34 protein-coding genes are annotated in these 25,236 nt (G+C 66.2%); 15 read left to right on the top strand and 19 right to left on the bottom strand.

Annotation, left to right across the window (positions count from 1 at the left end):
• Positions 1-2: 2 nt before the first annotated feature.
• From ACT53N_RS07810 to ruvC, 7 genes are all read right to left on the bottom strand, one after another.
• Entirely contained in the window at positions 3-521 is a 519-nt protein-coding gene (locus tag ACT53N_RS07810) for an ExbD/TolR family protein (RefSeq protein WP_096034330.1), read from the bottom strand.
• A 4-nt stretch (positions 522-525) separates the two neighbouring features.
• Positions 526-1,224: a protein TolQ gene (gene tolQ, locus ACT53N_RS07805; RefSeq protein ID WP_476063356.1), complete on the bottom strand. Its 699-nt coding sequence runs from the start codon at positions 1,222-1,224 to the stop codon at positions 526-528.
• A gap of 114 nt (positions 1,225-1,338) precedes the next feature.
• Positions 1,339-1,782 (bottom strand): YbgC/FadM family acyl-CoA thioesterase, encoded by a 444-nt coding sequence (locus ACT53N_RS07800; protein WP_476063355.1) that lies wholly within the window; start codon positions 1,780-1,782, stop codon positions 1,339-1,341.
• Positions 1,779-2,630, bottom strand: a complete 852-nt coding sequence (locus ACT53N_RS07795) for an FtsW/RodA/SpoVE family cell cycle protein (protein ID WP_476063354.1) — start codon at positions 2,628-2,630, stop codon at positions 1,779-1,781. Before ACT53N_RS07795 ends, ACT53N_RS07800 begins: the two co-directional genes overlap by 4 nt.
• A gap of 4 nt (positions 2,631-2,634) precedes the next feature.
• Positions 2,635-3,669, bottom strand: a complete 1,035-nt coding sequence (gene ruvB / locus ACT53N_RS07790) for a Holliday junction branch migration DNA helicase RuvB (protein ID WP_476063353.1) — start codon at positions 3,667-3,669, stop codon at positions 2,635-2,637.
• The gene (gene ruvA, locus ACT53N_RS07785) at positions 3,666-4,283 is read right to left on the bottom strand and encodes a Holliday junction branch migration protein RuvA (protein ID WP_476063352.1); all 618 of its coding nucleotides are present in this window, start codon (positions 4,281-4,283) and stop codon (positions 3,666-3,668) included. The genes ruvB and ruvA overlap by 4 nt, the downstream gene beginning before the upstream one ends.
• Positions 4,280-4,801, bottom strand: a complete 522-nt coding sequence (gene ruvC / locus ACT53N_RS07780) for a crossover junction endodeoxyribonuclease RuvC (protein WP_476063410.1) — start codon at positions 4,799-4,801, stop codon at positions 4,280-4,282. The genes ruvA and ruvC overlap by 4 nt, the downstream gene beginning before the upstream one ends.
• Positions 4,802-4,927: 126 nt before the next feature.
• Here ruvC and ACT53N_RS07775 point away from each other — a divergent pair, with 126 nt between their 5' ends.
• Together ACT53N_RS07775 and ACT53N_RS07770 are read left to right on the top strand one after the other, a co-directional pair.
• Positions 4,928-6,352 (top strand): M20/M25/M40 family metallo-hydrolase, encoded by a 1,425-nt coding sequence (locus ACT53N_RS07775; RefSeq protein WP_476063351.1) that lies wholly within the window; start codon positions 4,928-4,930, stop codon positions 6,350-6,352.
• Positions 6,353-6,427: 75 nt separating this feature from the next.
• The gene (locus ACT53N_RS07770; protein ID WP_476063409.1) at positions 6,428-6,769 is read left to right on the top strand and encodes a GFA family protein; all 342 of its coding nucleotides are present in this window, start codon (positions 6,428-6,430) and stop codon (positions 6,767-6,769) included.
• Between the two features lie 5 nt (positions 6,770-6,774).
• Here ACT53N_RS07770 and ACT53N_RS07765 read toward each other — a convergent pair whose 3' ends face one another.
• The 6 genes from ACT53N_RS07765 to ACT53N_RS07740 form a co-directional block, all read right to left on the bottom strand.
• Positions 6,775-7,737, bottom strand: coding sequence for a phosphoribosylaminoimidazolesuccinocarboxamide synthase (locus tag ACT53N_RS07765; RefSeq protein WP_476063350.1), 963 nt, complete (start codon positions 7,735-7,737; stop codon positions 6,775-6,777).
• Between the two features lie 67 nt (positions 7,738-7,804).
• On the bottom strand, positions 7,805-8,560 hold the full coding sequence (locus ACT53N_RS07760; RefSeq protein ID WP_476063349.1) for a YebC/PmpR family DNA-binding transcriptional regulator: 756 nt from the start codon (positions 8,558-8,560) through the stop codon (positions 7,805-7,807).
• Between the two features lie 77 nt (positions 8,561-8,637).
• Entirely contained in the window at positions 8,638-9,471 is an 834-nt protein-coding gene (locus ACT53N_RS07755; RefSeq protein ID WP_476063348.1) for a TIGR00282 family metallophosphoesterase, read from the bottom strand.
• Between the two features lie 21 nt (positions 9,472-9,492).
• Positions 9,493-10,101 carry a 5-formyltetrahydrofolate cyclo-ligase gene (locus tag ACT53N_RS07750; RefSeq protein ID WP_476063347.1) on the bottom strand — a complete coding sequence of 203 codons (609 nt, stop codon included), beginning with the start codon at positions 10,099-10,101 and terminating at the stop codon, positions 9,493-9,495.
• 372 nt (positions 10,102-10,473) lie between these two features.
• Positions 10,474-10,800, bottom strand: a complete 327-nt coding sequence (locus tag ACT53N_RS07745) for a cell division protein ZapA (RefSeq protein WP_062098954.1) — start codon at positions 10,798-10,800, stop codon at positions 10,474-10,476.
• Positions 10,801-10,803: 3 nt separating this feature from the next.
• On the bottom strand, positions 10,804-11,187 hold the full coding sequence (locus tag ACT53N_RS07740; protein WP_476063346.1) for a hypothetical protein: 384 nt from the start codon (positions 11,185-11,187) through the stop codon (positions 10,804-10,806).
• A gap of 215 nt (positions 11,188-11,402) precedes the next feature.
• Between ACT53N_RS07740 and gap the strand changes: the two genes are divergently transcribed.
• From gap to fba, 3 genes are all read left to right on the top strand, one after another.
• Positions 11,403-12,410 (top strand): type I glyceraldehyde-3-phosphate dehydrogenase, encoded by a 1,008-nt coding sequence (gap, locus tag ACT53N_RS07735; RefSeq protein WP_476063345.1) that lies wholly within the window; start codon positions 11,403-11,405, stop codon positions 12,408-12,410.
• Positions 12,411-12,580: 170 nt separating this feature from the next.
• Complete coding sequence (locus tag ACT53N_RS07730) at positions 12,581-13,771, top strand: phosphoglycerate kinase (protein ID WP_476063344.1); 1,191 nt, start codon at positions 12,581-12,583, stop codon at positions 13,769-13,771.
• A gap of 152 nt (positions 13,772-13,923) precedes the next feature.
• Positions 13,924-15,015, top strand: coding sequence for a class II fructose-bisphosphate aldolase (gene fba / locus ACT53N_RS07725; RefSeq protein WP_310214994.1), 1,092 nt, complete (start codon positions 13,924-13,926; stop codon positions 15,013-15,015).
• Positions 15,016-15,064: 49 nt separating this feature from the next.
• On the opposite strand, the gene ACT53N_RS07720 is transcribed toward fba, so the two are convergent.
• From ACT53N_RS07720 to ACT53N_RS07710, 3 genes are all read right to left on the bottom strand, one after another.
• Entirely contained in the window at positions 15,065-15,745 is a 681-nt protein-coding gene (locus ACT53N_RS07720) for a DUF1109 domain-containing protein (protein ID WP_476063343.1), read from the bottom strand.
• A 160-nt stretch (positions 15,746-15,905) separates the two neighbouring features.
• Positions 15,906-16,550 carry an anti-sigma-F factor NrsF gene (nrsF, locus tag ACT53N_RS07715; RefSeq protein WP_476063342.1) on the bottom strand — a complete coding sequence of 215 codons (645 nt, stop codon included), beginning with the start codon at positions 16,548-16,550 and terminating at the stop codon, positions 15,906-15,908.
• Positions 16,537-17,076, bottom strand: a complete 540-nt coding sequence (locus ACT53N_RS07710) for a sigma-70 family RNA polymerase sigma factor (RefSeq protein ID WP_476063341.1) — start codon at positions 17,074-17,076, stop codon at positions 16,537-16,539. Before ACT53N_RS07710 ends, nrsF begins: the two co-directional genes overlap by 14 nt.
• Before the next feature lie 189 nt (positions 17,077-17,265).
• Here ACT53N_RS07710 and ACT53N_RS07705 point away from each other — a divergent pair, with 189 nt between their 5' ends.
• The 6 genes from ACT53N_RS07705 (at position 17,266) to ACT53N_RS07680 (ending at position 20,734) form a co-directional block, all read left to right on the top strand.
• Positions 17,266-17,547 carry a BufA1 family periplasmic bufferin-type metallophore gene (locus ACT53N_RS07705; protein ID WP_476063340.1) on the top strand — a complete coding sequence of 94 codons (282 nt, stop codon included), beginning with the start codon at positions 17,266-17,268 and terminating at the stop codon, positions 17,545-17,547.
• 81 nt (positions 17,548-17,628) lie between these two features.
• Entirely contained in the window at positions 17,629-18,471 is an 843-nt protein-coding gene (bufB, locus tag ACT53N_RS07700; RefSeq protein ID WP_476063339.1) for an MNIO family bufferin maturase, read from the top strand.
• Positions 18,464-19,228 (top strand): HvfC/BufC family peptide modification chaperone, encoded by a 765-nt coding sequence (locus tag ACT53N_RS07695; RefSeq protein ID WP_476063338.1) that lies wholly within the window; start codon positions 18,464-18,466, stop codon positions 19,226-19,228. Before bufB ends, ACT53N_RS07695 begins: the two co-directional genes overlap by 8 nt.
• On the top strand, positions 19,225-19,677 hold the full coding sequence (locus tag ACT53N_RS07690; protein WP_476063337.1) for a DoxX family protein: 453 nt from the start codon (positions 19,225-19,227) through the stop codon (positions 19,675-19,677). Before ACT53N_RS07695 ends, ACT53N_RS07690 begins: the two co-directional genes overlap by 4 nt.
• A 125-nt stretch (positions 19,678-19,802) precedes the next feature.
• Positions 19,803-20,309 (top strand): response regulator, encoded by a 507-nt coding sequence (locus ACT53N_RS07685; RefSeq protein WP_476063336.1) that lies wholly within the window; start codon positions 19,803-19,805, stop codon positions 20,307-20,309.
• Entirely contained in the window at positions 20,306-20,734 is a 429-nt protein-coding gene (locus ACT53N_RS07680; protein WP_476063335.1) for a chemotaxis protein CheE, read from the top strand. Before ACT53N_RS07685 ends, ACT53N_RS07680 begins: the two co-directional genes overlap by 4 nt.
• 40 nt (positions 20,735-20,774) lie before the next feature.
• Here ACT53N_RS07680 and ACT53N_RS07675 read toward each other — a convergent pair whose 3' ends face one another.
• Complete coding sequence (locus tag ACT53N_RS07675) at positions 20,775-21,350, bottom strand: tryptophan-rich sensory protein (protein ID WP_476063334.1); 576 nt, start codon at positions 21,348-21,350, stop codon at positions 20,775-20,777.
• 167 nt (positions 21,351-21,517) lie between these two features.
• Here ACT53N_RS07675 and ACT53N_RS07670 point away from each other — a divergent pair, with 167 nt between their 5' ends.
• Entirely contained in the window at positions 21,518-22,036 is a 519-nt protein-coding gene (locus ACT53N_RS07670) for a GNAT family N-acetyltransferase (RefSeq protein WP_476063333.1), read from the top strand.
• Here ACT53N_RS07670 and bfr read toward each other — a convergent pair.
• Complete coding sequence (gene bfr / locus ACT53N_RS07665; protein ID WP_476063332.1) at positions 22,033-22,512, bottom strand: bacterioferritin; 480 nt, start codon at positions 22,510-22,512, stop codon at positions 22,033-22,035. The two genes, ACT53N_RS07670 and bfr, sit on opposite strands and share 4 nt — an antisense overlap.
• A gap of 152 nt (positions 22,513-22,664) precedes the next feature.
• Positions 22,665-22,850, bottom strand: a complete 186-nt coding sequence (locus ACT53N_RS07660) for a (2Fe-2S)-binding protein (RefSeq protein ID WP_310215018.1) — start codon at positions 22,848-22,850, stop codon at positions 22,665-22,667.
• A 131-nt stretch (positions 22,851-22,981) separates the two neighbouring features.
• Between ACT53N_RS07660 and thiE the strand changes: the two genes are divergently transcribed.
• From thiE to ACT53N_RS07645, 3 genes are all read left to right on the top strand, one after another.
• Positions 22,982-23,626, top strand: coding sequence for a thiamine phosphate synthase (gene thiE, locus ACT53N_RS07655; RefSeq protein WP_476063331.1), 645 nt, complete (start codon positions 22,982-22,984; stop codon positions 23,624-23,626).
• Positions 23,627-23,712: 86 nt separating this feature from the next.
• Positions 23,713-24,120 (top strand): hypothetical protein, encoded by a 408-nt coding sequence (locus tag ACT53N_RS07650; RefSeq protein WP_476063330.1) that lies wholly within the window; start codon positions 23,713-23,715, stop codon positions 24,118-24,120.
• 204 nt (positions 24,121-24,324) lie between these two features.
• Positions 24,325-25,125 carry an inositol monophosphatase family protein gene (locus ACT53N_RS07645; protein WP_476063329.1) on the top strand — a complete coding sequence of 267 codons (801 nt, stop codon included), beginning with the start codon at positions 24,325-24,327 and terminating at the stop codon, positions 25,123-25,125.
• Positions 25,126-25,236 lie beyond the last annotated feature (111 nt).

Below are 25,236 nucleotides of genomic sequence, written 5' to 3'. Positions count from 1 at the left end.
TCCTACTGCGCGGGCCGCAGGTCGGCCGCGCCTTCCGGCTGGGCGTCGCGCGGGGCCGCGCCGGTCGAGGGACCGCCCGTCTCGGTGATGAGGTTGATCTTGTTAAAGCCGGCGTTCGAGAGGCCCGCCATGACCTGGGCGACCACGGCATAGGTCGCGCCGCCATCGGCGCGCACGAAGATCGGCTTGTCATAGCCGTCGCCCGCGATGGCGCCGATACGCGGCGCCAGGTTCTCGAACGGGATCTGCGTCTCGCCGACAAAGATCTGGCCGTCCTTGCGGATCGACACGGTGATCGGCTCGTCCTGGTTCTGCAGGGCTGCGGCTTCGGTCTTGGGCAGTTCCAGCGGCACGCCGGCGGTCAGCAGCGGCGCGCTGATCATGAAGATGATCAGCAGCACCAGCATTACGTCGACCAGCGGCGTGACGTTGATCTCGGACAGCGCTCCACGCGAGCGGCGGCCGCGGCGGCGACCCCGGCGCCCGCCCGTGGCGAAGGCGTCGTTGGAGGACATCGCCATCGGACTAGACCCGCTCGGCCAGACGGCGCTGGATCGCGGTCGACAGGTCGTCGGCGAAGCCTTCCAGGCGTCCTGCGTACTTGCCCGCGTCGGTCGAGAACTTGTTGTAGGCGATATAGGCCGGGATGGCGGCGATCAGGCCAATGGCCGTCGCGAACAGCGCCTCGGCGATCGACGGCGCCACGACGGCCAGCGAGGTGTTCTTCGACAGGGCGATGTTCTGGAACGCGTGCATGATGCCCCACACCGTGCCGAACAAGCCGATGAACGGCGAGGCGGTGGCCACAATGGCGAGGCTGCCGAGGCCCTCTTCAACCTTGGTGGTCTCGCGGGCGATCTGCGTATCCAAAATCCGGTCGATACGGGCGATCAGGAAGCCGGCCTGGTTCTCGCTCATCGCGCCCTTGGCCTTGGCGTCGCGCCATTCCTTGAGCGCCGCCTGCAGCATGCGCGGCAGAGCGTGACGCGGGTTGGCGCCGGCCTCGCCCGCGACATCTTCCAGCGAGCGCCCGCCGCTGACCTGCTCTTCGAAGCGGTCGGCCGCGCGGTTGAGCGCTTGGAAGCGGAAAATCTTGTCCAGGATCACGGCCCACGATCCCAGCGAGGCCAGGATCAGACCGATCATGACGCCCTTCACGACCCAGTCGGCTTGCATGAAAAGGGCGAAGAACGAGAAATTCGGGGCGGCGGCCGCGGCGTCCATTCGGGATAGGCTCCGTTGGGTCGTCTGATCAGGACTGGAGAGCGCCGTATGGCATGAAGCGGCGCTGGGGTGAAACTATGACAATCGTCGAGCGATCCCGAAATTCGACATCGCTCAGCTTTGGATGGGCGTCAGCCAGGGTGAAAGCTTGGCCAGCATCTCCGCCGTCGGCCGGCGCGGGCGTCCCGACAGGCTGATGCAGACCGCCACGCCCTTGGCCTCCAGCACAACATCGGCGCCGCGCGTGATCTTCTGGGTCACGAACAGCCTTGCGCCCTCGACCCGGTCATAGGTGGTGCGCACCAGCAGGGCGTCGTCGATCCGCGCCGAGCGCTTGAAGTCCAACTCCATGCGGATGATCGCAAAGGCGGTGTCTTGCTGCGCCAGTTCGGTGTGCGAGATGCCGGCTAGCCGGAAGAAGTCACTCCGTCCGCGCTCCAGATAGCGCAGGTAGTTGGCGTGATAGACAATCCCCGAGAAGTCGGTGTCCTCGTAGTAGATGCGGACGGGCAGTTGGTGCTCGCGCCCCTCAAAGGCGCCGGCGGTGGGCTCGGTCATGACGCGGGCGAGTCCTGGTTGACGGGGCCACCGAGCACCAGACCCAGGGACAGGCCCCAGGCCAGGATTGGCGCAGCGCCATAGCCTAGAACGGGCGCGGGATAGTTTCCAAACAGGTTCCCGGCGATCCAGCCGGCCCACAGGGCGGCTAGGGCGAGCGCTTCGGCGCGACGCTCAGGCCGCGCGCGGGCGACCAGAAGGAAGGGCGCCGGCAGACTGATCATCAACACTCCGGCCAGAACGCCAAGCAACGGACTGACGGCGAACGTCTGCTCCAAGAGACCCTCAACATAGGGCACAGCCGGCAAGGTGTCAGGTTCGACCCAGGCGCCGTAGGCCAACAGAGCGGCGATGGCCACGCACGCCCAGGGCGTCGCCTGACGCGGACGCTCCACCAGCGCCGCCGCCGCGAGCGCCAGCGCCCAGGCCAGGGACGACGCCGCGTCGTGTTGATACAGCAGCAGGAAGGCCAGCAAGGCCGCGATCGGCGCCGCGCGCCGGTCGCCGAAGCCCTTGGCGAAAGCCCAGGCCGCGAACGGCAGGACGATCGACGCGGTATGCAGTTGGACAGGTCCGAGCGCCAACCAACGCTTGGCGCCTTCCAGCGAGACGCCGTTCATCAGGGTCACGACCAAGGCGAGGCCGCAGGCGGCGATCAGCAGCCACAGGCGCCAGCGGGCCCGGCGCCAGAACCTACCGACCAGCAGCGTCAGGCCCAGGGCGAGGACCACGGCAAGGCCCTGGACGATCAGAGCGTTGCGCGGCGCGCCGGCGGCGCTGATCGCGACCAGAGAGGCTGCGAGGCTCGCAGCGGCGAGGCCGGCGGTGAACAGACGGATCGCGCGCACGCTGTCAGCCCTCGTCGAAAAGGCTAGCCTGCCCGGGCGGGGCGGCGGGCGGGGTCAGGCCCAGGTGCAGATAGGCCTTGCCGCAGGCCATCCGACCGCGCGGCGTACGCTGGATGAAGCCCTGCTGCATCAGATAGGGCTCGATCACGTCCTCGACGGCGTCGCGGGCCTCGGCGATGGCGTAGGCGATGGTTTCGACGCCCACCGGTCCGCCGCCATAGTTTTCAATCATGGCGCGCAGGTAACGCCGGTCCAGGCTGTCGAGGCCGCTTTCGTCGACCTCCAGCCGGGCCAGGGCCATGGCGGCCGCCTTGCGGTCGATGCTGGTCGCGCCATCGGCCGTCGCGAAGTCGCGGACCCGACGCAGAAGACGACCGGCGACACGCGGCGTCCCTCGCGCCCGCTTGGCGATCTCGTCGGCGCCGTCGTCGGTCAAGGGCGCGCCCATCTTGCGGGCGGCGTGCTGCAGCACATGGCGCAGCTCGGCTGGGGTGTAGAACTCCAGCCGGATCGGGATGCCGAAGCGGTCGCGCAGCGGGGTCGCCAGCATGCCCGCCCGCGTCGTGGCCGCCACGAGGGTGAACGGCGCCAGGTCGATGCGGATCGAGCGCGCCGAGGGCCCCTCACCAATCACCAGATCCAGCACATGGTCTTCCATGGCGGGATAAAGGATCTCCTCGACGTTCGACGACAGGCGATGGATCTCGTCGATGAACAGGACGTCGTTGGCCTCGAGATTGGTCAGGATGGCCGCCAGATCGCCCGGCTTGTTCAACACCGGACCCGAAGTGGCGCGGAAGTTCACGCCCAGTTCGCGGGCGACGATCTGGGCCAAGGTGGTCTTGCCAAGGCCAGGCGGGCCGAACAGCAGGACGTGGTCCAGGGCCTCGCCCCGCCCTTTGGCGGCCTCGATGAAAACGCGGAGATTGCCCTTGGCCTGCTCTTGACCGACGAACTCCGCAAGGGTCTGCGGCCGCAGGGCGCGGTCGGCAGGCGCGAGGTCGCCGTGCTGGGGCTCGCCGGAGATGACGCGGGTCATCGCCCAAGCTCCTTCAGGCCCGCCTTGATCAGCGCTTGGACAGTGGCCTCTTCACCCAGTTCAGCGGCGGCGGCCTCGACCACGCGACGGGCGTTCACCTCGGCGACGCCCAGGCCCATCAGGGCGGCCACCGCGTCACCGGTCGGCGCGGGCTTGGCGGGCGCGGACGGCGCGGACGAGGTCGGGGCGCTCATCAGCACCGGCCCGTCGGTGATCGGTTTGTCCTTCAGCTCGGTGACGATGCGCAAGGCCAGTTTGGGCCCCACCCCGTTAGCGCGACCGACGGCGGCCTTGTCCTCCCGGGCGACAGCGCTGGCCAGCTCGCCCGGCGACAGCACGTCCAGCACCGCCATGGCCGCCTTGGGCCCGACGCCCTGAATGGCCTGCAGCAGAACGAAAGCGCGGCGATCCTCGCGCGTCAGGAAACCATAGAGCCGGAGGCCCGCGCTTTCGCTCCACTGGCTCTCGATATGCAGCAGCGTTTCTTCGCCCAGCGCCGGCAGACGCTGGAGCGTGCGATAGCCACAGCGAACCAAATAGCCCACGCCCATGACGTCGATCAGGGCCTCCTCCTCGCCGACCTCGGCGACGGCGCCGCGCAAACGTCCGATCATGCGACCCTCCGATTGGCGACTCGCAGGTTGGCGTGGGTGATGGCGACGGCGAGCGCGTCGGCGCAATCGGCCGTTGTCTTGCCCGCCGTGGGCAGCAGCCGCGCGATCATGAAACCAATCTGAGCCTTGTCCGCCGCGCCGGTTCCAACCACCGCCTTCTTGACCAGACGCGTCGAGTACTCGGCCACGAGTAAGCCGGCGCGGGCGGGGGCGATCAGGGCGGCGGCGCGGGCGTGCCCCAGCTTCAGGGTCGATTGCGCGTTGGTGTTGAGGAACACCTCCTCGACCGCCGCCTCGTCGGGGCGATGATGCTCGATCACCGCCGTGATCCCCTCGAACAGGTGCAGCAACCGGTCGGCGAAATCGGCCTTCTCGTCAGGGGCGATCACACCGTGGGCGACGTGGGTCATGCGCGACCCCTCGACCGACAACACACCCCAGCCGGTGCGGCGCAGGCCCGGATCCAGGCCCAGAATTCGAATGGGGGTGCGATTCGCGTTCATCATGTGTTCTCGCACCATCGCCTTTTCGCGCCCCCACGAAAAGCCAGTCCTTTGCTAACGGGCGGTTAACCGCGCCCCCTTGCGCGCAGCCGCGAGGCAAGCTCTGCTGCGCGCCATACGATCTTGGGGAGACGATTTTCGATGAAGCCGATGGCATGGATGACGGCGGGCGCGTTGATGGCGCTGGCGACGGCCGCAAACGCGCAGACCGGAGCGGCTCCCAAGCCCCTCAGTCCCGACCAGGCGGCCTTCCGGGCGCTCTACCAGGAACTCGTCGAGATCAACACGACCCTGTCGGTCGGCTCCTGCACCGCCGCCGCCGAGGCGATGGGCGCACGGCTGAAGGCGGCGGGCTATCCCGAGGCCGACGTCAAGGTCGTGGTCGAGCCCAAGCATCCCCGTGAAGGCAGCCTCGTCGCAGTGCTGCGCGGAAGCGATGCCAAGACAAAGCCAATGTTGCTGCTGGCCCACATCGACGTGGTCGAGGCCAAGCGCGAGGACTGGACCCGCGATCCGTTCAAGCTGGTCGAGGAGAACGGCTACTTCTACGGACGCGGTACGTCGGACGATAAGGCCCAGGCCGCCATCTGGGTCGACAGCCTGATCCGGCTGAAGCAGGCGGGCTTCAAGCCCAAGCGCGACATCAAGATGGCGCTGACCTGCGGCGAGGAAAGCGAGGGTTACAACGGCATCGAGGACCTGGTGAAGAACCATCGCCCCCTCGTTGACGCCGAGTTCGCCCTGAACGAAGGCGCCTCGGGCTTGCTGGATGAGCAAGGCAAGGCGGTTATTCTGGAAGTCCAGGCGGGCGAGAAGGTCTATCAGGACTTCACTCTGACCGTGACCAATCCGGGCGGGCACTCCAGCCGGCCCACGTCGCCCAATGCGATCTACCAGCTGTCCGCAGCCCTTGACCGGATCGGTGATTATCCGTTCCCGCCACGCTTCAACGACGCCACGCGCGGCTACTTCACCCAGATGCAGGCGCGGGTCACGCCCGAACAGGCGACGGCCATGAAGGCCTTGGTCGCCGACATCAACGATCCGGCGGCGCTGGCCCTGATCACCAAGGACCGTACCTGGAACTCGATGCTACGGACCACCTGCGTCGCCACCATGGTCAACGCGGGCCACGCACCGAACGCCCTGCCCCAGCGGGCCACGGCGAACATCAACTGCCGCATCCTGCCGGGCACGCCTATTGATGAGGTCAAGGCCAAGCTGACCGAGCTGGCTGCGGATCCGGCGGTCGGCGTGACCCTGGCCCACGACTCCAAGCCGGCCTCACCGCCCCCGCCGCTGACGCCCGCGATCATGAGCCCCATACAGAAGAACGCCGCCAAGCTTTGGCCCGGCGTTCCGATCCTGCCGGTCATGTCGACCGGCGCGACTGACGCGGTCCACACCAGCGCGGCGGGCATTCCGACCTATGGCGTCACCGGCCTGTTCCATGGGCCGGACGGCACGGGCGCCCACGGCCTCAACGAGCGCATGCGCGTCCAGTCGCTCTACGAGGGACGCGACTTCCTGTTCGGCCTGATCAAGGACTACGCGGGCGGCAAGTAGGTCGGGACGGTGACAACCAGCAGAACCGGCGGCTGCCGCTGCGGCGAGATCCGCTACACCGTGACGGCGTCGCCGCTGTTCCACATCGCCTGCCACTGCCGGGACTGCCAGTACGTGGCGGGTGGCTCACCGAACCTGACCATGGTGTTCCCGGCGGACGCACTAGAGGTGACCGCCGGGGAGCCTCGTGTGTTCAAGGCCAGCGACACGAGCGGCGGCTCGTACTTCTGCGGGACCTGCGGCGTCCACATCTTCTCGCGACCTGACAAGAACCGGCACATGGTCGCGGTGAAGGTGGGCGGTCTCGACGACGCGTCGGACTTCAAGGTGCAGGCCGACATGTGGATGGCCAGCGCGCCGCCTTGGCATCGCCTGCATGAGGACGCGCTTCAATTCGAGCAGAATCCGCCGGACTGAGCGCCCTATCCCGCCAGATAGGCGTCGAGGTTGCGCTTCACCCGGGCCATCACCGGCTGATCGGCGGCGGGCGCCTCAAACGTCTGCCCCGTGATCGCCTCGAACGCCTCGATATAGACCGCCGAGGTCCGCTCGATCAGTTCGGCCGGGATCTCGGGGATCGGGTCGTTGTAGGGGTCGCAGCGTTCGGCGACCCAGGCGCGGACGAAATCCTTGTCGAAGCTGTCCGGACGCTGGCCGGCTGCGAACCGGGCCTCGTAGGTGTCCGCGCGCCAGAACCGGCTGCTATCGGGCGTGTGGATCTCGTCGGCCAGCACGATCGCGCCGGTCTCGTCGAGACCGAACTCGTATTTGGTGTCGGCCAGGATCAGGCCCCGTTCGGCGGCCATCTGCTGACCCCGCGCGAACAGCGCCAGGGCGTAGGCGCTGAGCTGCTCCCACTGAGCCGGCGTCACCAGCCCCTGGGCCAGGACCTCCTCCGGCGACAACGGCGCGTCGTGATCGCCGTCTGCGGCCTTGCTGGTCGGGGTCAGAATGGCTTGCGGCAGACGCTGATTGGCCTTCAGGCCGTCCGGCAGGGTCACGCCGTACATCTGGCGCTCGCCCTTGTTGTACAGCGTCAGGATCGAGGTCGAGGTGGTCCCCGCCAGATAGCCGCGCACCACCAGCTCGACCGGCAGCATCTCGAGACGCTTGCCGATCAGCACGTTTGGGTCGGGATAGGCCAGGACGTGGTTCGGGCAGATGTCCGCCGTGGCGTCGAACCAGAACCGCGCCGTCTGGGTCAGCACCTGCCCCTTGCCGGGCACCGCGCACAGGTTGCGGTCGAAAGCGCTCAGGCGGTCCGAGGCCACGATCACGCGGCGGCCATCTGGCAGGTCGTAGTTGTCCCGTACCTTGCCGCGATAGTGATTGGGCAGGCCGGGCAGCACAACCTCGGCCAGAGCGTTGGGGGCGGGAAGGGTCACCGGAGCCTCGGTCTTTCAGGGATACGCAAAGACAAAGGGGAGGCCCGTCCGGACCTCCCCCAATTCATCAACCCAGCTTGGCCAGGTCTTCGTCGCTGATGTCTTCGTTCGAATAGACGGCCTGGACGTCGTCGTCTTCGTCCAGCATGTCGAGCAGCTTCATCAGGGTGGCCACGGCGTCGCCAGTGACGGGAACCTGCATCTTGGGACGCCAGGCGATCTTGGTGTTCGACGCCGCGCCGAACTTGGCTTCCAGGGCGGCGGCCACGTCGTTCAGGCTTTCGAAGGCGGTGTAGACCGTGTGGCCTTCGCCCTCTTCGTCCATGTCCGAGGTGACGTCGTCGGCGCCGGCCTCGATGGCGGCCTCCATCATCTCGTCTTCCGACGCGGCCTTGGCCGGATAACTGATCTGGCCGACGCGGTCGAAGTTGAAGGTCACCGAGCCGGTGGCCCCCATGTTGCCGCCCATCTTGGTGAAGTAGGAGCGGACATTGGCGGCGGCGCGGTTCTTGTTGTCGGTAAGCACCTCGACGATGATCCCGACGCCGCCGGCGGCGACGCCTTCGTAGCGGATTTCGAAATAGTCGGCCGCGTCGCCCATTTGCGACTTCTTGATCGCGCGCTCGATCACGTCCTTGGGCAGACTTTCGGCCTTGGCGTTGTTCACGGCCAGGCGCAGGCGCGGGTTCATGGCCGGATCGGGCAGGCCCGTCTTGGCCGCGACGGTGATTTCCCGCGACAGCTTGGAGAACAGCTTGGACCGCGCGGCGTCGGCGCGACCCTTGCGGTGCATGATGTTCTTGAATTTCGAGTGACCGGCCATTCGGAGGGCTCTGTCTCTAGTCTGAAAGGGGAAGTGGCCGCGCTTCTAGCGCCCAGGGGCGGGGTTTGTCACCCCGCCTAGACGGTGGGCACCGTCGGCTTGAGCCGACCGCCGACGCGGATCGGCTCCACGCGAACGGCCAGGCCCGTGCGATCGTCGGTCTCGACGAACACGCCGCAGACCGTGGCCGGCCCCGAGGCCGGCTGGTAGCGGCCGCCGCTGATCTTGGTGGTGAAGCGCCGCAGCGGCTCTTCCTTCTGGTTGCCGATCACGCTGTCGTAGTCGGCGCAGGCGCCCGCATCGGTCTGGTAGGCGGTGCCGCCGGGCAGGATCTGGCAGTCGGCGGTCGGCACATGGGTGTGAGTGCCCACCACAAGACTGGCGCGGCCGTCGCAGTAGTGGCCCATGGCCATCTTCTCCGAGGTCGCTTCGCAGTGCATGTCGACCACCACCGCATCAGCCACCTGGGCCAGCGGCGCCTTGTCCAGCTCGCGGTCAGCGGCGGCGAAGGGATCGTCCATGGCGTCCATGTGGACGCGGCCCAGCAGGTTCACGACGAAGATCGTCTTGCCCGAGTCCGTCTGGAAAAGGTGGCTCCCCCGCCCCGGCGCATCCGACAGGATCGGATAGTTAGCCGGTCGGATCAGGCGCGGCTCGCGCACAATATAGGTCAGAGCCTCGCGCTGGTCCCAGCTGTGATTGCCCAGGGTCAGGCAGTCGGCGCCGGCGTCGAACAGCTCACGCGCAGTGTTCTCGGTGATGCCAAAGCCCGCTGCGGCGTTCTCGGCGTTGATGATCACGAACTCGAGGCCGAGCTGACGACGAAGGTCGGGCAGATGGTCGGCCAGGCCGTCACGGCCCGACTTGCCGACGACATCGCCGAAGAAGGCGAAACGCATCGAAAGTCCCAAGAAGCGGAATATGCAGGCCCGTTACCCGGCCATCTCGTTGACCGCTATATATTCTTTTTCGGTGACGATGGCGTCCAGCCTCTGATCATGCGCCTCGTGCGGCAAATTCTCCGTCTGCTGACCGCTATAGGCCAGACCGAGAACAAAGATCGATCGGCGCGCGCGCAGGAACTCCAGGGCGCGATCATAGTAGCCTCCGCCTTGCCCCAGCCTCACGCCGTCCCGCTGGAACGCCAGCAACGGCGTCACGACCAGATCCGGTATCAACATCGGCTGGTCACCGCCCGGCGCGCGCAGGCCGATCTCATCGTGCGTCAGGCGCTGATCGAGCTTCCAGCGTCGGAAGATCATCTTGCGGCCCTCGCGATCTACGACCGCCGGCAGCGCCAGGGTCCAACCCGCCTCGGCCATCTGCTCGGCTAGGATCAGCGGCGAAATCTCCGAGCCCAGGCCGTAGTAGAGCGCCGCGACCTTGCCTCGGGGATCTGGAAACAGGCGGGCGAGCGGCTCGCGCGCGACCTCAGCGATCATCCAGTCCGCTTCGGGATGTTCGCGGGCCAGCTGCTTGCGCTGGTTCCGCACAAACACGCGGAGGGCCGTCTTGGCCGCGATGGGATCGACGATGGTCATTCCCTAAAAACTGTCACCCCGGTCCAGCGGCCGCAAGGCCGCGCCGAGCCGAGAGCGGGGCGCGCCCGACGCTTCCGGCGATCCCGGCCCGCCGTGCTGCGCACTTGGCCGAGAAGACAGTTTTTATAGGGAAAGGGTGGCGGCGCCGCGAAGAACCGTGAAGACGTTTCAATCCACTCGAACCTGTCAGTAACAGGTGGGCCCCGTGTTCCCGCAGCCACGGCCACGGGAGGGAACAGGTCCCGATAGAGAGATTAAGGTCCCTGGGATAAGAAATCTTCGACGAGAGCCACAGCATGACCCGCCGACGAACAAGATAGGGACTCCAGCGTCGGAACACCAGCGTCGCGGTGACGCAACGCTTCGGTCAGCCTAGTCGATCGCCAGTTTCTCGATCTTTTCGGCTGCGGCGTCCAGCGCGCGGATGGCGGCGATCTCGGCCTTGGTGCCTTCCTGCTGCATGCGCGCGATCTCGGCGTTAGCGTGGGCCAGGCGCAACTTCATGTCCGACAGCTCATCGGCCAGCAGCAGAGCGCCCATCAGGAACAGACGCGTCTCGCCCAGTTGGCCGACATCCTGGCTGACCTGGCGCACCTGGCGATCGAACAGACGCGCCAGTTCGGTCAGGTGAGGCTCCTGCCCGTCCTCGCAGCCGACCATGTAGGGCCGGCCGTTCACCTGGATGGTCACCTGAGCCATGGATCAGGCCTCCTCGGAATCTTCGAACAGGTCGTCGTCGTCGCCGGGCGCGTGCAGATCGTTAGCCACGCCGTCCTCGCCGAGAGCCGCGCGGATCTCCGCGATGGCGCGGCCCAGCGCGACCGAGGCTTGCTCACCCGCCTCCTCAAGCGCCTTTTCGCGCTCGCGGGCGGCTTCCAGATCGGCCAGCAGCCGAGCGCGTTCCTCGTCCTCGAACAGGCCAGGTTCGACCGTCACCGCGGCTGCCGGCGCTGACACGGACTTGGCGGCGGCGAGCGCGCGCGCGGCCTCGGCCGCCTTGGCGGCGAGACGCTGTTCCAGCTGACCCACCGCCCGCTCCAAGCGGCGCACGGCGAGGTCGAGGGCCGTACTGTCGGCCGGGATCATGGGCGGAAATCCATCATGCGACGCAACATATAGATCGAACGGGTCTAAGCCAGACGCGGGGGCGATAATTGGGCGACGCGCAGCCCATAGCAGCTTTCTAACGACGGTTGTCAGTTTCTCGGGCTTGACTTCGCGTCTTTCCCCCGCAAAACGCGCAGCAAAATAGGGAACGCCGGTCGATCACGTCTGGCGGCCAAACATCAGGAGAAAGACCCATGGCTGTTCGCGTCGCCATCAACGGCTTCGGCCGCATCGGACGTCTGGTCCTGCGCTCTATCGCCGAGCATGGCCGTCGCGACATCGAGGTCGTCGCCATCAACGACCTGGGCCCGGTCGAGACCAACGCCCACCTGCTGCGCTACGACAGCGTCCACGGCCGCTTCCCCGGCGTCGTCACCTCGGGCGAGGACTGGATCGACGTCGGCATGGGCAAGATCAAGGTCACGGCCATCCGTAACCCCGAAGAGCTGCCGCACAAAGACCTGGGCGTCGACATCGCCTTCGAGTGCACCGGCATCTTCACCGCCAAGGACAAGGCCAGCGCCCACCTGAAGGCCGGCGCCAAGCGCGTCCTGGTCTCGGCGCCGGCCGACAACGCCGACAAGACCATCGTCTACAAGGTCAACCACGAGACTCTGACCGCCGAAGACATCGTCGTCTCCAACGGCTCGTGCACCACCAACGCCCTCGCTCCAGTCGCCAAGGTCCTGCACGACCTGTTCGGCATCGAGCGTGGCTACATGACCACGATCCACAGCTACACCGGCGACCAGCCGACGCTGGACACCATGCACAAGGATCTCTACCGCGCCCGCGCCGCGGCCCTCAGCATGATCCCGACCTCGACCGGCGCCGCCAAGGCCCTGGGCCTGGTGCTGCCTGAACTGAAGGGCAAGCTGGACGGTAGCTCGATCCGCGTCCCGACCCCGAACGTCTCGGTCATCGACCTGAAGGTCGTCGCCGGCCGCGAGACCTCGATCGACGAGATCAACAAGGCGCTGCAGGCCGCCGCCGATGGTCCGATGAAGGGCGTCCTGGCTGTGACCAACGACCCGCTGGTCTCGACCGACCTGAACCACATCGCCGCCAGCTCGACCGCCGCCCTGCCGCAAACGCAGGTCATCGAGGGCAAGCTGGCCCGCGTGCTGTCGTGGTACGACAACGAGTGGGGCTTCGCGACCCGCATGAGCGACACCGCTCTCGAGATGGCGAAGTTCCTCTAAGGAACGCTTTGAACCCCGCTCTCCAAAGGAGCGGGGTTTTCAATGGCCGTTCCAACGCGGCCGCCCTCGTCCTTCGACAGTTCAGGATGAGGGCTACTGAAACTTCCTTCTGGAACCTCATCCTGAGCTTGTCGAAGGACGAGGTTCAACGCACCGCAGGATTCGCGCTCATGACCTTCCGCACCCTCGACACCGCCGACCTCGCCGGCAAGCGCGCCCTGGTTCGCGTGGACTTCAACGTCCCGGTCGATGGCGGCAAGGTCGCTGACGACACCCGCCTGCGCGCGGCGCTGCCTACCATCCGCTTCCTGGCCGACAAGGGCGCCAAGGTGGTGCTGCTGGCTCACTTCGACCGCCCCAAGGGCAAGGTCGTGCCGGAAATGAGCCTGGGCTTCGTCGCCGAGCCGCTGGCCGCCCTGCTGGGCGCGCCGGTCGCCTTCGCCGGCGACTGCATCGGCCACGAGGCCGCCAAGATCGTCGATGGCCTCGCCAACGGCGGCGTCGCCCTGCTGGAGAACGTCCGCTTCCACGCCGGCGAAGAGAAGAACGACGCCGACTTCGCCGCTGCGCTGGCCGCCAACGGCGAGGTCTATGTCAATGACGCCTTCAGCGCCGCCCACCGGGCCCACGCCTCGACCGAGGGCCTGGCCAAGCTGCTACCGGCCTATCCGGGCCTGTCGATGCAGCGCGAACTGGAAGCCCTGGACGCGGCGCTTGGCAATCCAAAGAAGCCGGTGATCGGCATCGTCGGCGGCTCCAAGGTCTCGACAAAGCTCGACCTGCTCAACAACCTGGTCGCCAAGCTGGACCGCCTGGCGATCGGCGGGGGCATGGCTAACACCTTCCTCTTCGCTCAAGGCCACGATGTCGGCGCCTCGCTTTGCGAAAAGGACCTGGCCGACACCGCCCGCGAGATCATGGAAAAGGCCAAGGCCGCCGGCTGCGAGCTGCTGCTGCCCGTCGACGTTGTCGTCGCCAAGAAGGTTGCGCCCGGCGTTGAGACGGCGGTCCGGGCGCTCAGCGCGGTCCAAGCCGATGATCTGATCCTCGACGCGGGCCCGGAAAGCGCCAAGCGCCTGCTGGCGGCCATGGACCAAAGCTTGACCTTGATCTGGAATGGCCCCTTGGGCGTTTTCGAGGTCCCGCCCTTCGACGAAGCGACCGTTTCGGCGGCGAAACATGCCGCTTCGCTTGCGAAATCGGGTAAAATCGTAGCGGTGGCTGGCGGCGGTGATACAGTCGCCGCTCTGAACCACGCGGGCGTGTCGGCCGATTTCACCTTCGTCTCGACGGCGGGCGGCGCGTTCCTCGAATGGATGGAGGGCAAGACTCTCCCGGGCGTCGCGGCGCTCGAAGCCTGAGTTACCTTTCTGGCGCGGGTCATGCAGGCTCGCGCCAGCACGATAACAAACTGTATTAAAGACTGACGACCCTGGGCAGAGAGCGCCTCAGCGCCGGGCCCCAAAAACAAGAAACGACCTAACCACTTAAAACGCTTGCAGGAGAGAATTACGTGGCACGCATCACGCTGCGCCAGTTGCTGGACCATGCCGCAGAGCATGAGTACGGGCTGCCCGCCTTCAATATCAACAACATGGAACAGGGCCTGGCGATCATGGAGGCCGCAGATGCCGTCAACTCGCCGGTCATCATCCAGGCGTCGCGCGGCGCGCGGAACTACGCCAACGACATCATGCTGGCCAAGATGATCGACGCCCTGGTCGATATCTACCCGCACATCCCGGTCTGCATGCACCAGGACCACGGCAACGGCCCGGCCACCTGCGCCACGGCGATCCAGTACGGCTTCACCTCGGTGATGATGGACGGCTCGCTGATGGAGGATGCCAAGACTCCGGCCAGCTACGAGTACAACGTCGAGGTCACCCGCAAGGTTGTGCAGATGGCGCACAGCTGCGGCGTCTCGGTCGAAGGCGAACTAGGCGTTCTGGGCTCGCTGGAGACCGGCATGGGCGAGGCCGAAGACGGTCACGGCTTCGAGGGCAAGCTGTCCCACGACGAACTGCTGACCGATCCGGACCAGGCGGTGGACTTTGTCGCCCAGACCGGCGTCGACGCCCTGGCCATCGCCATGGGCACCAGCCACGGCGCCTACAAGTTCACGCGCAAGCCGGACGGCGACGTTCTGGCCATGAACGTGATCGAGGAAATCCACCGCCGCCTGCCTAACACCCACCTGGTGATGCACGGCTCGTCCAGCGTCCCGCAGGACCTGCAGGACATCATCAACGCCTACGGCGGCGAGATGCCCCAGACCTGGGGCGTGCCGGTGGAAGAGATCCAGCGCGGCATCAAGCACGGCGTGCGCAAGATCAATGTCGACACCGACAACCGGATGGCCATCACCGGCGCGATCCGCAAACTGCTGGTCGAGAAGCCAGGCGAGTTCGACCCGCGCGCCTATCTGAAGCCCGCCAAGGAAGCCATGCGCAAGGTCTGCCAGGCTCGCTTTGTCGAGTTCGGCTCGGCCGGCCACGCCGACAAGATCAAGCCGCTGTCGACCGCGACCATGGCCAAGCGCTACGCCTCTGGCGAGTTGCACGCCAAGTTCGGGGCCACAGCCGCGAAGGCTGCGGCGGAGTAGTCACGCCGTCACTAAACGACAGCGGAAAGGGAGGCTTCGGCCTCCCTTTTTATTCGGCGAGCATGCTCTCGATCAGCGGCCGACGCCTCCGCCGGACGCGGCTGAACAGCTCAACCAGCAACAGGCCCGCAACCCCACAGGTCAGGGCGCCCGCCGTATGCCAGGGCGCGATGAAAGCGAAGGTCGTGAACGGGCAATGCAGGCCAAAGACGAGGTCGGCGACCGCGCCGCACGCCACGCCGCCCGCGAAACCGACAAGACGCGGCTGTTCTGGGTCCACGCTAGCGAGGCCGTAGCTGGCGAACAGCAGCATGGGCGTCGCGAGGGCCAGAATGGCCACGATACAGGTCAAAGCGGTCGGCCAGTACAGTTGCAAAAGCGTCTGCGGCGCCATCGCCAGGGCCTGAAACAGGCCAAATGTCAGGAAACCGCCGGCCACGCAGGCCGCAAGCATGAGCGGCAGAAGACCTCGCGCGCGCCGCCGCGCCAGGCGACAGGCCGTAAGTCCGGCGCCGAACGCCAAGGCGGCTGCATAGGCGACCTTGATCCAGAAAACGGGCGTCTGCACCGCCTGCGCCAGATCGGGCCGTAAACCAAGCCAGGCCAGGATCATCAAGACGCCGCCCAAAGCGCCGGCGGCGGCCACCTCGGCGAGCCGCCAAGGAAGGTTCTCAGCGGACCAGATGGGCGTACCGCCGCTCGCGGGCGCGAGGGTGTCGTTGATCGTCACGCGCCTCTCCCCACAGAGCCGTACGGCGTTTGAACCAAGCCAAACGCGTCGCAGTCGCGAAGGCGGCGGCACTTCATTTGGGGAACGTCGGTTTGTCAATCGACCGGAACGCGAAGCCTGCGAATCTGGCTGCGACAGATTCAGCGTCGCTTGGTACCGCTCACCATCGCAGCACCCAGCGGCCGGCGACGGCCCCAACGACACCGAGGGCGAGAACGCCCAAGCTGTACCAGAGCGCGATGAAGGTGAACGTATGCTCCGGGCAGTGCAGGCCATAGATGGTGGCGACCACCCCGCCGGAAAACAGCCCCATTGCAAAGCCCGCCAGGCTGGGTCGGGTCGGCGCCGTGCCTCTCAGGATCCAGAGACCGAAACCCAGCATCGGCAGGCCAATCATCAGGATCCTGGGACTGCACGAGCGCCAGGAATGTCCATGCAACATCGCCAGGGCCGCCTGCACGTCGGGACTGATTATCGCCTGATAGAGCCCCGCCGCCGCACAGACCGCGAAGACCAAAGCCCCTAAAACCCACCCTCGACGACCTGAGCCACCGGGCCGCGACAGGCGCTCCACAGCGAGATAGCCGGCGACACCGAGCAGCGCGGTGTACGCCGCCTTCATCCAGAACATCGAGCCCAGCATGGCCTGGGTCAGGTCCTGGCGGACGCGTAGCCAGCCCAGGACCAGAACCAGAGCCGCCAGCGACCCGATGATCGCGACGGTCGCCAGCCGGCGCGGCGGGGTCGCCTCGCCCGCATGCTTGGCGTCGCTGGCCAGGACGTCGATCAGGTCATCCGTCCGCACGGCGCATCCTTTCGGCGAGGGCCTTCAACGCCCGGTGCAGGGCGACCTTCGCCGCGCCTTCGGAGATTCCCACCCGCGCCCCCGCTTCGGCGAGCGACAGGCCCGTCAGCTTGACGTCACTGACGAGCATCCTTTGTCTTTCGGGCAGGGTCGCCAAAGCGCGGTCCAGTTCCAAACCAACGCCAGGATCGGGCTCGTCGGCGGCTAGGAACTCGACATGGTCCTCAATCGGCAAGGTCTGGCGGATCTTCCGACGCCGCCAATGATCGATCAGCTTGTAGCGCGCCACCGCATGCGCCCAGGCGGTGAAGGGCTGGGCGCTATCCCAGGTCGACCGCTTGAGATGCACCGCCAGCAGCGTCTCCTGCACTAGATCCTCCACATCGCCGGGCGCGCCCGCCATGCGGCGCATGAAATAGGCGCGAAGGCGGACGCCGAGCAGGGCGAGACATTCGCGGTAGGCGGCGGCGTCGCCATCCAGTCCGCGCAGCATCAGCGCCTTCAGTCGGGTTTCGGAGTCCGTCACGCCAGCCCCTAATCCGCGCGCCAGAGCCCAATGGTTACATCGTGTCGCGACAGTCTGAAACGCCGCCTCACGATGACCGCGAAATTTTGTTCGGCGACCCGTGTAACCTTGACGACACCATGGACGAATTCTCCCACGACCGAGCGGCTTGGGGCCGGATCGGCTTAAAACCCACCAAGGAGAGCTTCCATGACCCGCATCGCCACCACCGCCGCCCTCGCCGCCGCCATGGCCCTCTCGGCCGGCGTCTCGATCGCCGCAGCCGACGACCACAAGGCCGGCGCCAACACTGAAAAGTGCTACGGCGTGTCCAAGGCCGGCGAAAACGACTGCAAGGCCGGCGCTGGCACCTCGTGCGCCGGCACCTCGAAGGTCGACTACCAAGGCGACGCCTGGAAGATGGTCAAGAAGGGCACGTGCGTCACGATCAAGACGCCCAAGGGCATGGGGTCGCTGACGCCCAAGGCCTAGGTCCGCACCGCCGTTCAGCCCACGTCACTTCCGACCGCCCATTGGACCGGTCGGAAGTGACACGCCTTTAGAGATCGCAAGATGCCTCCCACCGCCGGCCTTGGCCTGAAAGCCCAGCACTATGACGACGCGATCCGTTGCGACGTCGCAGGCCTGTGGTTTGAGGTCCATCCCGAGAACTACATGTCCGCCGGCGGTCCGCGTCTGGCGGCTCTGGAGGCGGTGCGCGCGCGCCATCCCCTGTCGCTGCACGGCGTGGGGCTATCGCTAGCGGCGGACGCTGATCCTGACACTGCGCATCTTCAGGCGTTGAAACAGTTGGTAGATCGCTTCGACCCCTTTGTCGTTTCCGAACACCTGGCCTGGTCGACGCATCGCGGCGCGCATCATCCCGACCTGCTGCCGTTTCCGCGTACGCATCGGGCGCTGAACCGCATCAGCGACAACGTCTCGCGCATGCAGGACGCGCTGGGTCGCCGCGTGCTGATCGAGAACCCGTCGCTGTATCTTCCGCTCAAGGGACACGATCTGGAAGAGGTCGACTTTCTCGCCGCGCTGGTGGCCCGCACCGGCTGCGGCCTGCTCGTGGACGTGAACAACGTCTTCGTCAGCGCTCATAATCTCGGCTATGCGCCCGAAGCCTATCTGGACGCTCTGCCCGCGCACGCGATCGGCGAGATCCATCTGGCGGGCCACGCCAAGGATCCCGGCGGCTCCGACCTGCTGATCGATACGCACGGCGCGCCGGTCACCGAGGCGGTTTGGGCGCTGTACGTCCGCTTGGTCGCCCGCATCGGACCACGCCCCACCCTGATCGAGCGCGATGACGACATTCCCGACTTCGCCACCCTGATGGCCGAGCGCGATCGCGCCGCCGCCGCGATGGACGCTCGCCCGCTGGCTTGCGAGCTCGCCCATGTCTGAGTTGCTGGCGTTCCAGGACGCTTTCGTCGAAGCCCTGCGGGGTGACGTCGAGGGGCTATCGCCATGGTGCGCCACAGACTCATCGCCCGTGGGGCTTGCCGTCTATCGCAACACGATCGCCAAGGGCTGCGTCGATGCGCTCGCCGAGAACTTTCCAACAGTGCGCGCGCTCACCAGCGAGGATTGGTTCGGCGGAGCCGCCCTGCTCTTCTCCCGCGAGTGTCCTCCGAGCCGTGCGGCGCTCCACGACTATGGCGCGGATTTCCCAAACTGGCTCGCCAGCTTCCCGCCGGCCGCCGAGCTGCCCTATCTGGCCGGCGTCGCACACCTGGACCGGTTGTGGCTTGAGGCCCTGTTCGCCGCCGAGGCCCCGCACCTGGACGCAACGACCTTGTCGGAGCTTTCGCCCGAGGCGCTGGCCTCGGCGCGGCTAAGGCCGCACCCCAGTCTGCGGTTCGCGGCGTTCGACGCCGGCTTACCTGGGCTCTGGCTCGCCGCACGCGCAGGCGACGAGCCCCTGGAACTCAGTGAAGCTCCGCAGGCTGTGATGTTGATCCGGCGCTCAGGCTTTGTGGCCAACCGCCTGATGCAAGATGGCGAAGCCGAGTTTCTGCGCGCGGTGCGCAACGGCGAGACCTTGGGCCTTGCGGCCGAACGCGCCGCGAAGGCCCAACCCGACGCCTCTATCGAAACCCTTTTCGCCGCGCTGATCGCCGACGGCGTCTTCAGCGACCTGGACCCGGAACCCTATCCATGACCTCGACAGCGATCTCCTGGCGCACGCCATTCATCTGGCTGGCCACGACAGCAGAACGGCTCCTGTCTCAGGACGCCCTGAGCCTTGTCGCGCGCCTGGGCGTCGCGGCCATCTTCTTTCAGTCGGGACGAACCAAGGTCGATGGTTGGCTGCACATCACCGACGGGACCTATACGCTGTTCGAAACCGAATATGCCCTGCCGCTAATCCCGGCCAACCTTGCCGCTCACGCCGCGACCTACGCGGAGCACCTGTTCTCTATCCTGCTGGTGCTGGGGCTGTTCACGCGGGTCTCGGCTCTCGCCTTCCTCGGCATGACCGTCGTCATCCAGGTCTTCGTCTATCCCGACGCCTGGCCGACACACCTGTCTTGGATGGGGCTACTGCTCTTTCTGGTCGCCCGCGGCGGCGGCCGGCTCAGCCTCGATCACCTGACGCGAACGCCCTGAAAAACACCCGCTCTGCGACAATTCGCCTCACGCGTGAAACGATACGGTTTATTCCCGTTAAGAGTGTTTTTGCTCCTTGCGATCACCGTTACAGGAACGTTGTTCACATTCCTCAGGGGTACGGCGTGGGCAGGCAAGAAAACACCTTCAAGTTCCAAGAGGCTGGCGTGCTCATCGTGGATGAGAACGCCGGCTTCATGGATCTGACAGCCCAGATCTTGATGGGCTTTGGATTTAGGAAATTGGAGCGACGGGGGCTGAAGGGTGGAGAGACCCGCGCTGGCTTTGATCCGGACCTGATCATCGTCGACCCGTTTCCGGACGTCGAAGCGGGATTTCGCCTGATCGAGGAACACCGTCGCAGGCAGGCGGCTGGCTCGCTTCCCGCCGTCGTCATCGTCGTCACCGGCCACACGCCCCGCCCGTTGATCGAAAAGGCCCGCCGGGTGGGCGCAGACTACATCGTGGCCAAGCCCTTCTCGGCCAACACCCTGCTGGACCGTATCCTCTGGAGCACATCGTCAGTGTTCGCGAACGTCACGTCCGGCAACGCCGAGGCGGAGAACGACAATACAGACGATGTCGCGTACCGGACATCGATCCAAAGCGCGGCTGCGGCGCTTCTTCAATGACCGCCAGCCGCCTGACACGCTTTGTAGACCTGCCGGGCGGCATCGATATGCGCACCGCGCTGGTCCGCGCCCAGGCCAACGCCGAAGCCTATCGCGGATCGGCGATGGAACTCATCGATCAGGCGATCGACGCCCTCATCGCTGCGGGCGAGGAGGTCGATGCGGCCACCGCTGCGCGACTGGCGGAAAGTGTTCGTTCCCTCGCAGGCATGTTCGCGCTCGCAACCCTGGAGCAATCCGCCGCCAGCCTGTGCGACATGATCCGAGCGCTCGTCGAGCGCGGCGCGTGGGACACCCGCGCCGTGTGGGTCAATATCAGGGCGCTGAAGATCATCCGTCAGCACGGCGACAGCGAGAACCTGCAGGAGATCCTGGAGGGGCTGCGGCGGCTGGGCGCGAAAGCTGCGGCGAGCCGTCAACCCTAACGGCTCGCAGAGGTTCTCCCGACCGCGCGCGCCGCGCGACCTAGTGCAGCGTGGGTCCGCGCGGGATTGTTCGCCGCCAAAGCTGGCTGGTGAGCGCATTGGCGACACCCACCCAGCCAAGGTCAGGCGCCGTGCCGCCCCCGACCTTGCGGGCCTCAAGGGCGTAGGCCGCAGACGCCGCCAGCGAGGCTGTGGCCGCGCCCAGCTGTCCGCCAACGCGCTTGGCGCCGAGACCCAGCCACAGGGCGTTGAAGCCCTGGACAAGGCTCCAGATCGTCAAGGCGCGCGTCCGCGCGGGGCTCGAGGGCGCGTTCCATGTCCGAAGGCCCGACAGCGTCATGGCGATGAACAGCGGCGGCAGCAGAAGACTGGTGAGCGGCTTGGGCTGGTGGGCCACCGGCTCATGCATCTCGGCGAACTCGACAGCGTACATCTCGTCATCCAGAGCCTGTTCGTGACGGCGGCCCATCATCATCGCGGCGATGATCGCGCCGCCCGCCAAGGCGGCGCCGACGGCGACCTGCGCGACGGGGTGATGGCGCTGCCGTTGGTCGAGTTCAAAGGCTTCACGGCCGGCCAGAGCGCGGTCCCGCGCGGTTCCGTTGGCGATGTGCATGCGACGCTCCTCTTGAACTCAAAGGGTTCAAACAGCCCAGTTCGGCCTTGGTTCCAGGCCGCCCTAGCCGCTTGCGAACCATCATGACGGGATAGCGCCAGCGACGCAAAGGGTCGTCCCCATGCGCTGGGGCTGGACCCCGAGACTGGAGCGGGCGAAGCTCGGCGATGGCCAGTACGATCCGCCTCGCCCGTTTTGAAGACCTTCAAACCATCCAGGCCATCGAACGGGCGTCGGCGCAGCGGTTCTTGGGCTTGATGGACGCCCTCGCCAACGACGAGCCCTCCCCGCTTGAATTGCTCGCCGCACGCCAGGAAACGGGCGGTCTGCTGGTGGCGGAGGCGTTCGCCAGCGGGAACCCGACCCTGGCAGGGTTCGTGATGTTCCGCCCGCTTGAGCAGAGCTTCTACATCGAACAGATCGACGTCTTGCCGGCCTTCGAGCGTCAGCGGATCGGCGCGACGCTTATCGACGCAGTGGCGCGCCGAGCCAGAGACACGGGCTTGGCGCGACTGACCTTGTCGACTTTTCGCGAAATACCGTGGAACGCGCCCTACTATCGCAGGCTGGGCTTCGTCGACATCGCCGAGACCGATCTGACACCCGGCCTAGCGGCCGTTCGACGGGAGCATCTGGCGCGGGGCCTCGATGAAAGCGCCCGCGTCTTCATGGCGCGAGACCTCTAGGCGGGCAGTTCGCCCATGGCCGATTGAAGGTAATTGGCTTCACCCAGCGCCTTCACCAACGATAGTTGGGTTTCCAGGAAGTCGATGTGCTCCTCGGTGTCGCTGAGGATCACGCGCAGGAGTTCGCGGCTGACATAATCGCGCGCCTGCTCGCACTGGATGATTCCGGGGATCAGCGTCTCGCGCCCCGCCAGCTCGACCTGCAGGTCGCTGTTCAGGCACTCGGGCACGGTCTCGCCGATCTTAAGCTTGTGCAGGTCCTGGAGGTTAGGCAGTCCCTCCAGGAACAGGATGCGGTTGATCAGCATGTCGGCGTGCTTCATCTCGCCGATGGACTCATCGTAGGTGATCTTGCCCAGACGCTTAAAGCCCCAGTTGTCGTACATCCGGGCATGCAGGAAGTACTGGTTGACCGCCGTCAGCTCGTTGGTGAGCACCGCGTTGAGCAGTCGGATGATGCTGGGATCGCCCTGCATGGCGGCCTCCTTCGGCGTCGAGGATTCGGACTGACAGCGACCGTGGGGCAAGCGCAAACGGCCTTCAACCTGAATGTGTGCAAGTGTTTCGCGGTCTCACGGAATTCTAAGAGAACGCGTCTTGGTCGCGAAAACCGTGGCGCGACAGGGGCTTATTCGGCTGCGTAAGCGAGAGCTTCGCGGCTTTCCTGGATCATCTGGCGCATCTCGCACACGCACTTCGCGCACTGAGCCTGACAGCCCTTGTGACGGAAGATGTCGGCCGGGCGAGCGGCGCCAGCGTCGATGGCGGCGCGGACTTCGCGCTCACGGATGCCGTTACAATTGCAGACGTACAAGGAAAGAACGCCTTACCCGATTGAGTGTCATTCTCATCTAGCGCACCGTCGCCGCTTTTGCAACTAACTCTCACTATGGTTAGCAGCGGCCACGGGTCGCATGGCGAACCAAATTGGCCTAAAGCGACCGTATGACGCTCGCCTGCCGCCTTTATCTGATCACCCCGCCCGCCCTGAACGACCTCGCCGACTTTGGTGGACAGTTGGCGCGAGCCCTTGATGGCGGCGATGTTGCGGCCCTGCAGGTCCGGCTTAAGGATGCGCCGGACGACGTCGTGGCCGCCGCCGTCGACGTTTTGGCGCCGATCGCCCAGGCGCGCGGCGTCGCCGTGATCCTCAACGACCGGCCCGATCTCGCCGCCAAGCTTCCGGTGGACGGCGTTCACGTCGGCCAGTCCGACATGTCCTGCAGGGACGCTCGCAAGCTGATGGGCGACCGCATGGTGGGCGTCACCTGCCATGACAGCCGACACCTGGCGATGGAAGCCGCCGAGGCCGGCGCCGACTATGTAGCCTTCGGGGCCTTCTTCCCGACGACGACCAAGGACGCGCCGACCCGGGCCGCGCCGGACATCCTCACCATCTGGCAGGAGACGATGGAGACACCTTGCGTAGCGATCGGCGGGATCACCGTGGAGAACGCTGCGGGCCTCGCGACGGCGGGCGCTGACTTCCTCGCGGTTTCGGCCGGCGTTTGGTCCTACCCCCAAGGTCCGGACGCTGCGGTCGCCGCCTTGAACGCCGCGATTGCGGAAGGCCTGGCCGCCCGTAAGTAGTTCCAGGTAACGCCGGTATCTTGTGACGCACCGCACATCGTCCTAGCGTCTCTCCCAGCGAACAAAAACAGGGGGAGACGCAGATCATGAAGCGGCTCGTAGTGTGTTTGCTTAGCGTACCGATCCTGGCCCTCGCCACGGCCGCGATCGCGGAAAACTGGAAACTGGCTCCCGGCGAAACCAAGACCTACTACGATGAAGACTTCACCCGCGTGGACCAATCCACAGGGCTGGTTGTCACCCGTATCGCCGAGGGCAAGGCCAATGGCCCCTACAGGAACTGGGCCGCCTCAAAGGGTCCGATCCTGATCTTCGCGCTCGATTGCGCGGCGGACAAATGGATGGACCTCGGCATGGACTTCGACGGGTCCAAGGGCCTGCCCAAGGGTTGGCGCAAGGAAGACAAGATCGACGACATCTCCGGCGCAGTCGGCAAGGCCGGCAAGCTGCTCTGCGAGACTAAGGACAGTCTGCCGAAGGTCGAGCTACCTTAAATGTCTGATCTCCCCGGCGAATGCCGGGGAGATCAGCCTTCAGGAGGGGCGGCGCAGCGCCGTTAAGCCTGTCGAATCAACGGCGGCTTGCCTTCGCGCCTGTGGACGACTAGTTTCCGCGCCCGTTCTTTCACACCGTCGACCTACCGCTCCGCCGCCGGACCATCCGGCGGGCGTCGACGGCTTCTTGAGGATAGCCCGCACGTGCCCACGCCCTCCGCCCTGCTGAACGTCATGATCGAAGCGGCTCGGAAGGCCGCGCGTGGCCTGGCTCGTGACTTCGGCGAAGTCACCGAACTGCAGGTCTCCAAGAAGGGCGCGGCGGACTTCGTCACCAACGCCGACATCAAGGCCGAACAGACCCTGTTCGAACTGCTTACAAAGGCGCGCCCCGGCTACGGCTTCCTAGGCGAAGAGCGCGGCCTGGTCGAAGGCACCGACAAGACCCATACGTGGATTGTCGACCCGTTGGACGGCACCACCAACTTCATGCACGCTATCCCGCACTTCGCGGTCAACATCGCGCTGCAACGCGAAGGCGAAGGCATCGTCGCCGGCGTCACCTATAATCCGATCACCAACGACCTGTTCTGGGTCGAAAAGGGCAAGGGCGCGTTCCTCGGCGCCGAAAAGCGCCTGCGCGTCGCCGCCCGCCGTCACCTGGACGAAGCGATCTTGGCCACCGGCGTGCCGTTCGCCGGCAAGCCGGGCCATGCCCAGTTCCTGAAGGAACTGCACCAGGTCAGTCAGAAGGTCGCCGGCGTCCGTCGCTTCGGCGCGGCTTCGCTGGACCTGGCCTGGGTCGCCGCCGGTCGCTTCGACGCCTACTGGGAACGCAATCTCAACAGCTGGGACGTCGCCGCCGGCGTACTGATGATCCAGGAGTCTGGCGGCAAGATCACCACGATCGACGAGAACGACCACGACGTGGTGCAGGGCAAGTCGATCCTGGCCAGCAACCAGGATCTCCACCCGCAGATCCTGGAGCGTCTGCGGGCGGCTTGATCAACCTGTCATCCCGGGCGAAGCGCAGCGCAGACCCGGGACCGCAACCAGCTCTGAGCTTCTGGCGGTCCCGGCTCGGCGCGCTTCGCGCTTGGCCGGGAGGACAGTTTT

The organism is Caulobacter sp. DMC95 (assembly GCF_056313785.1).
The sequence above is the reverse complement of the archived record's forward strand: the minus strand, read 5'-3'. Positions and strand labels throughout refer to the sequence as shown.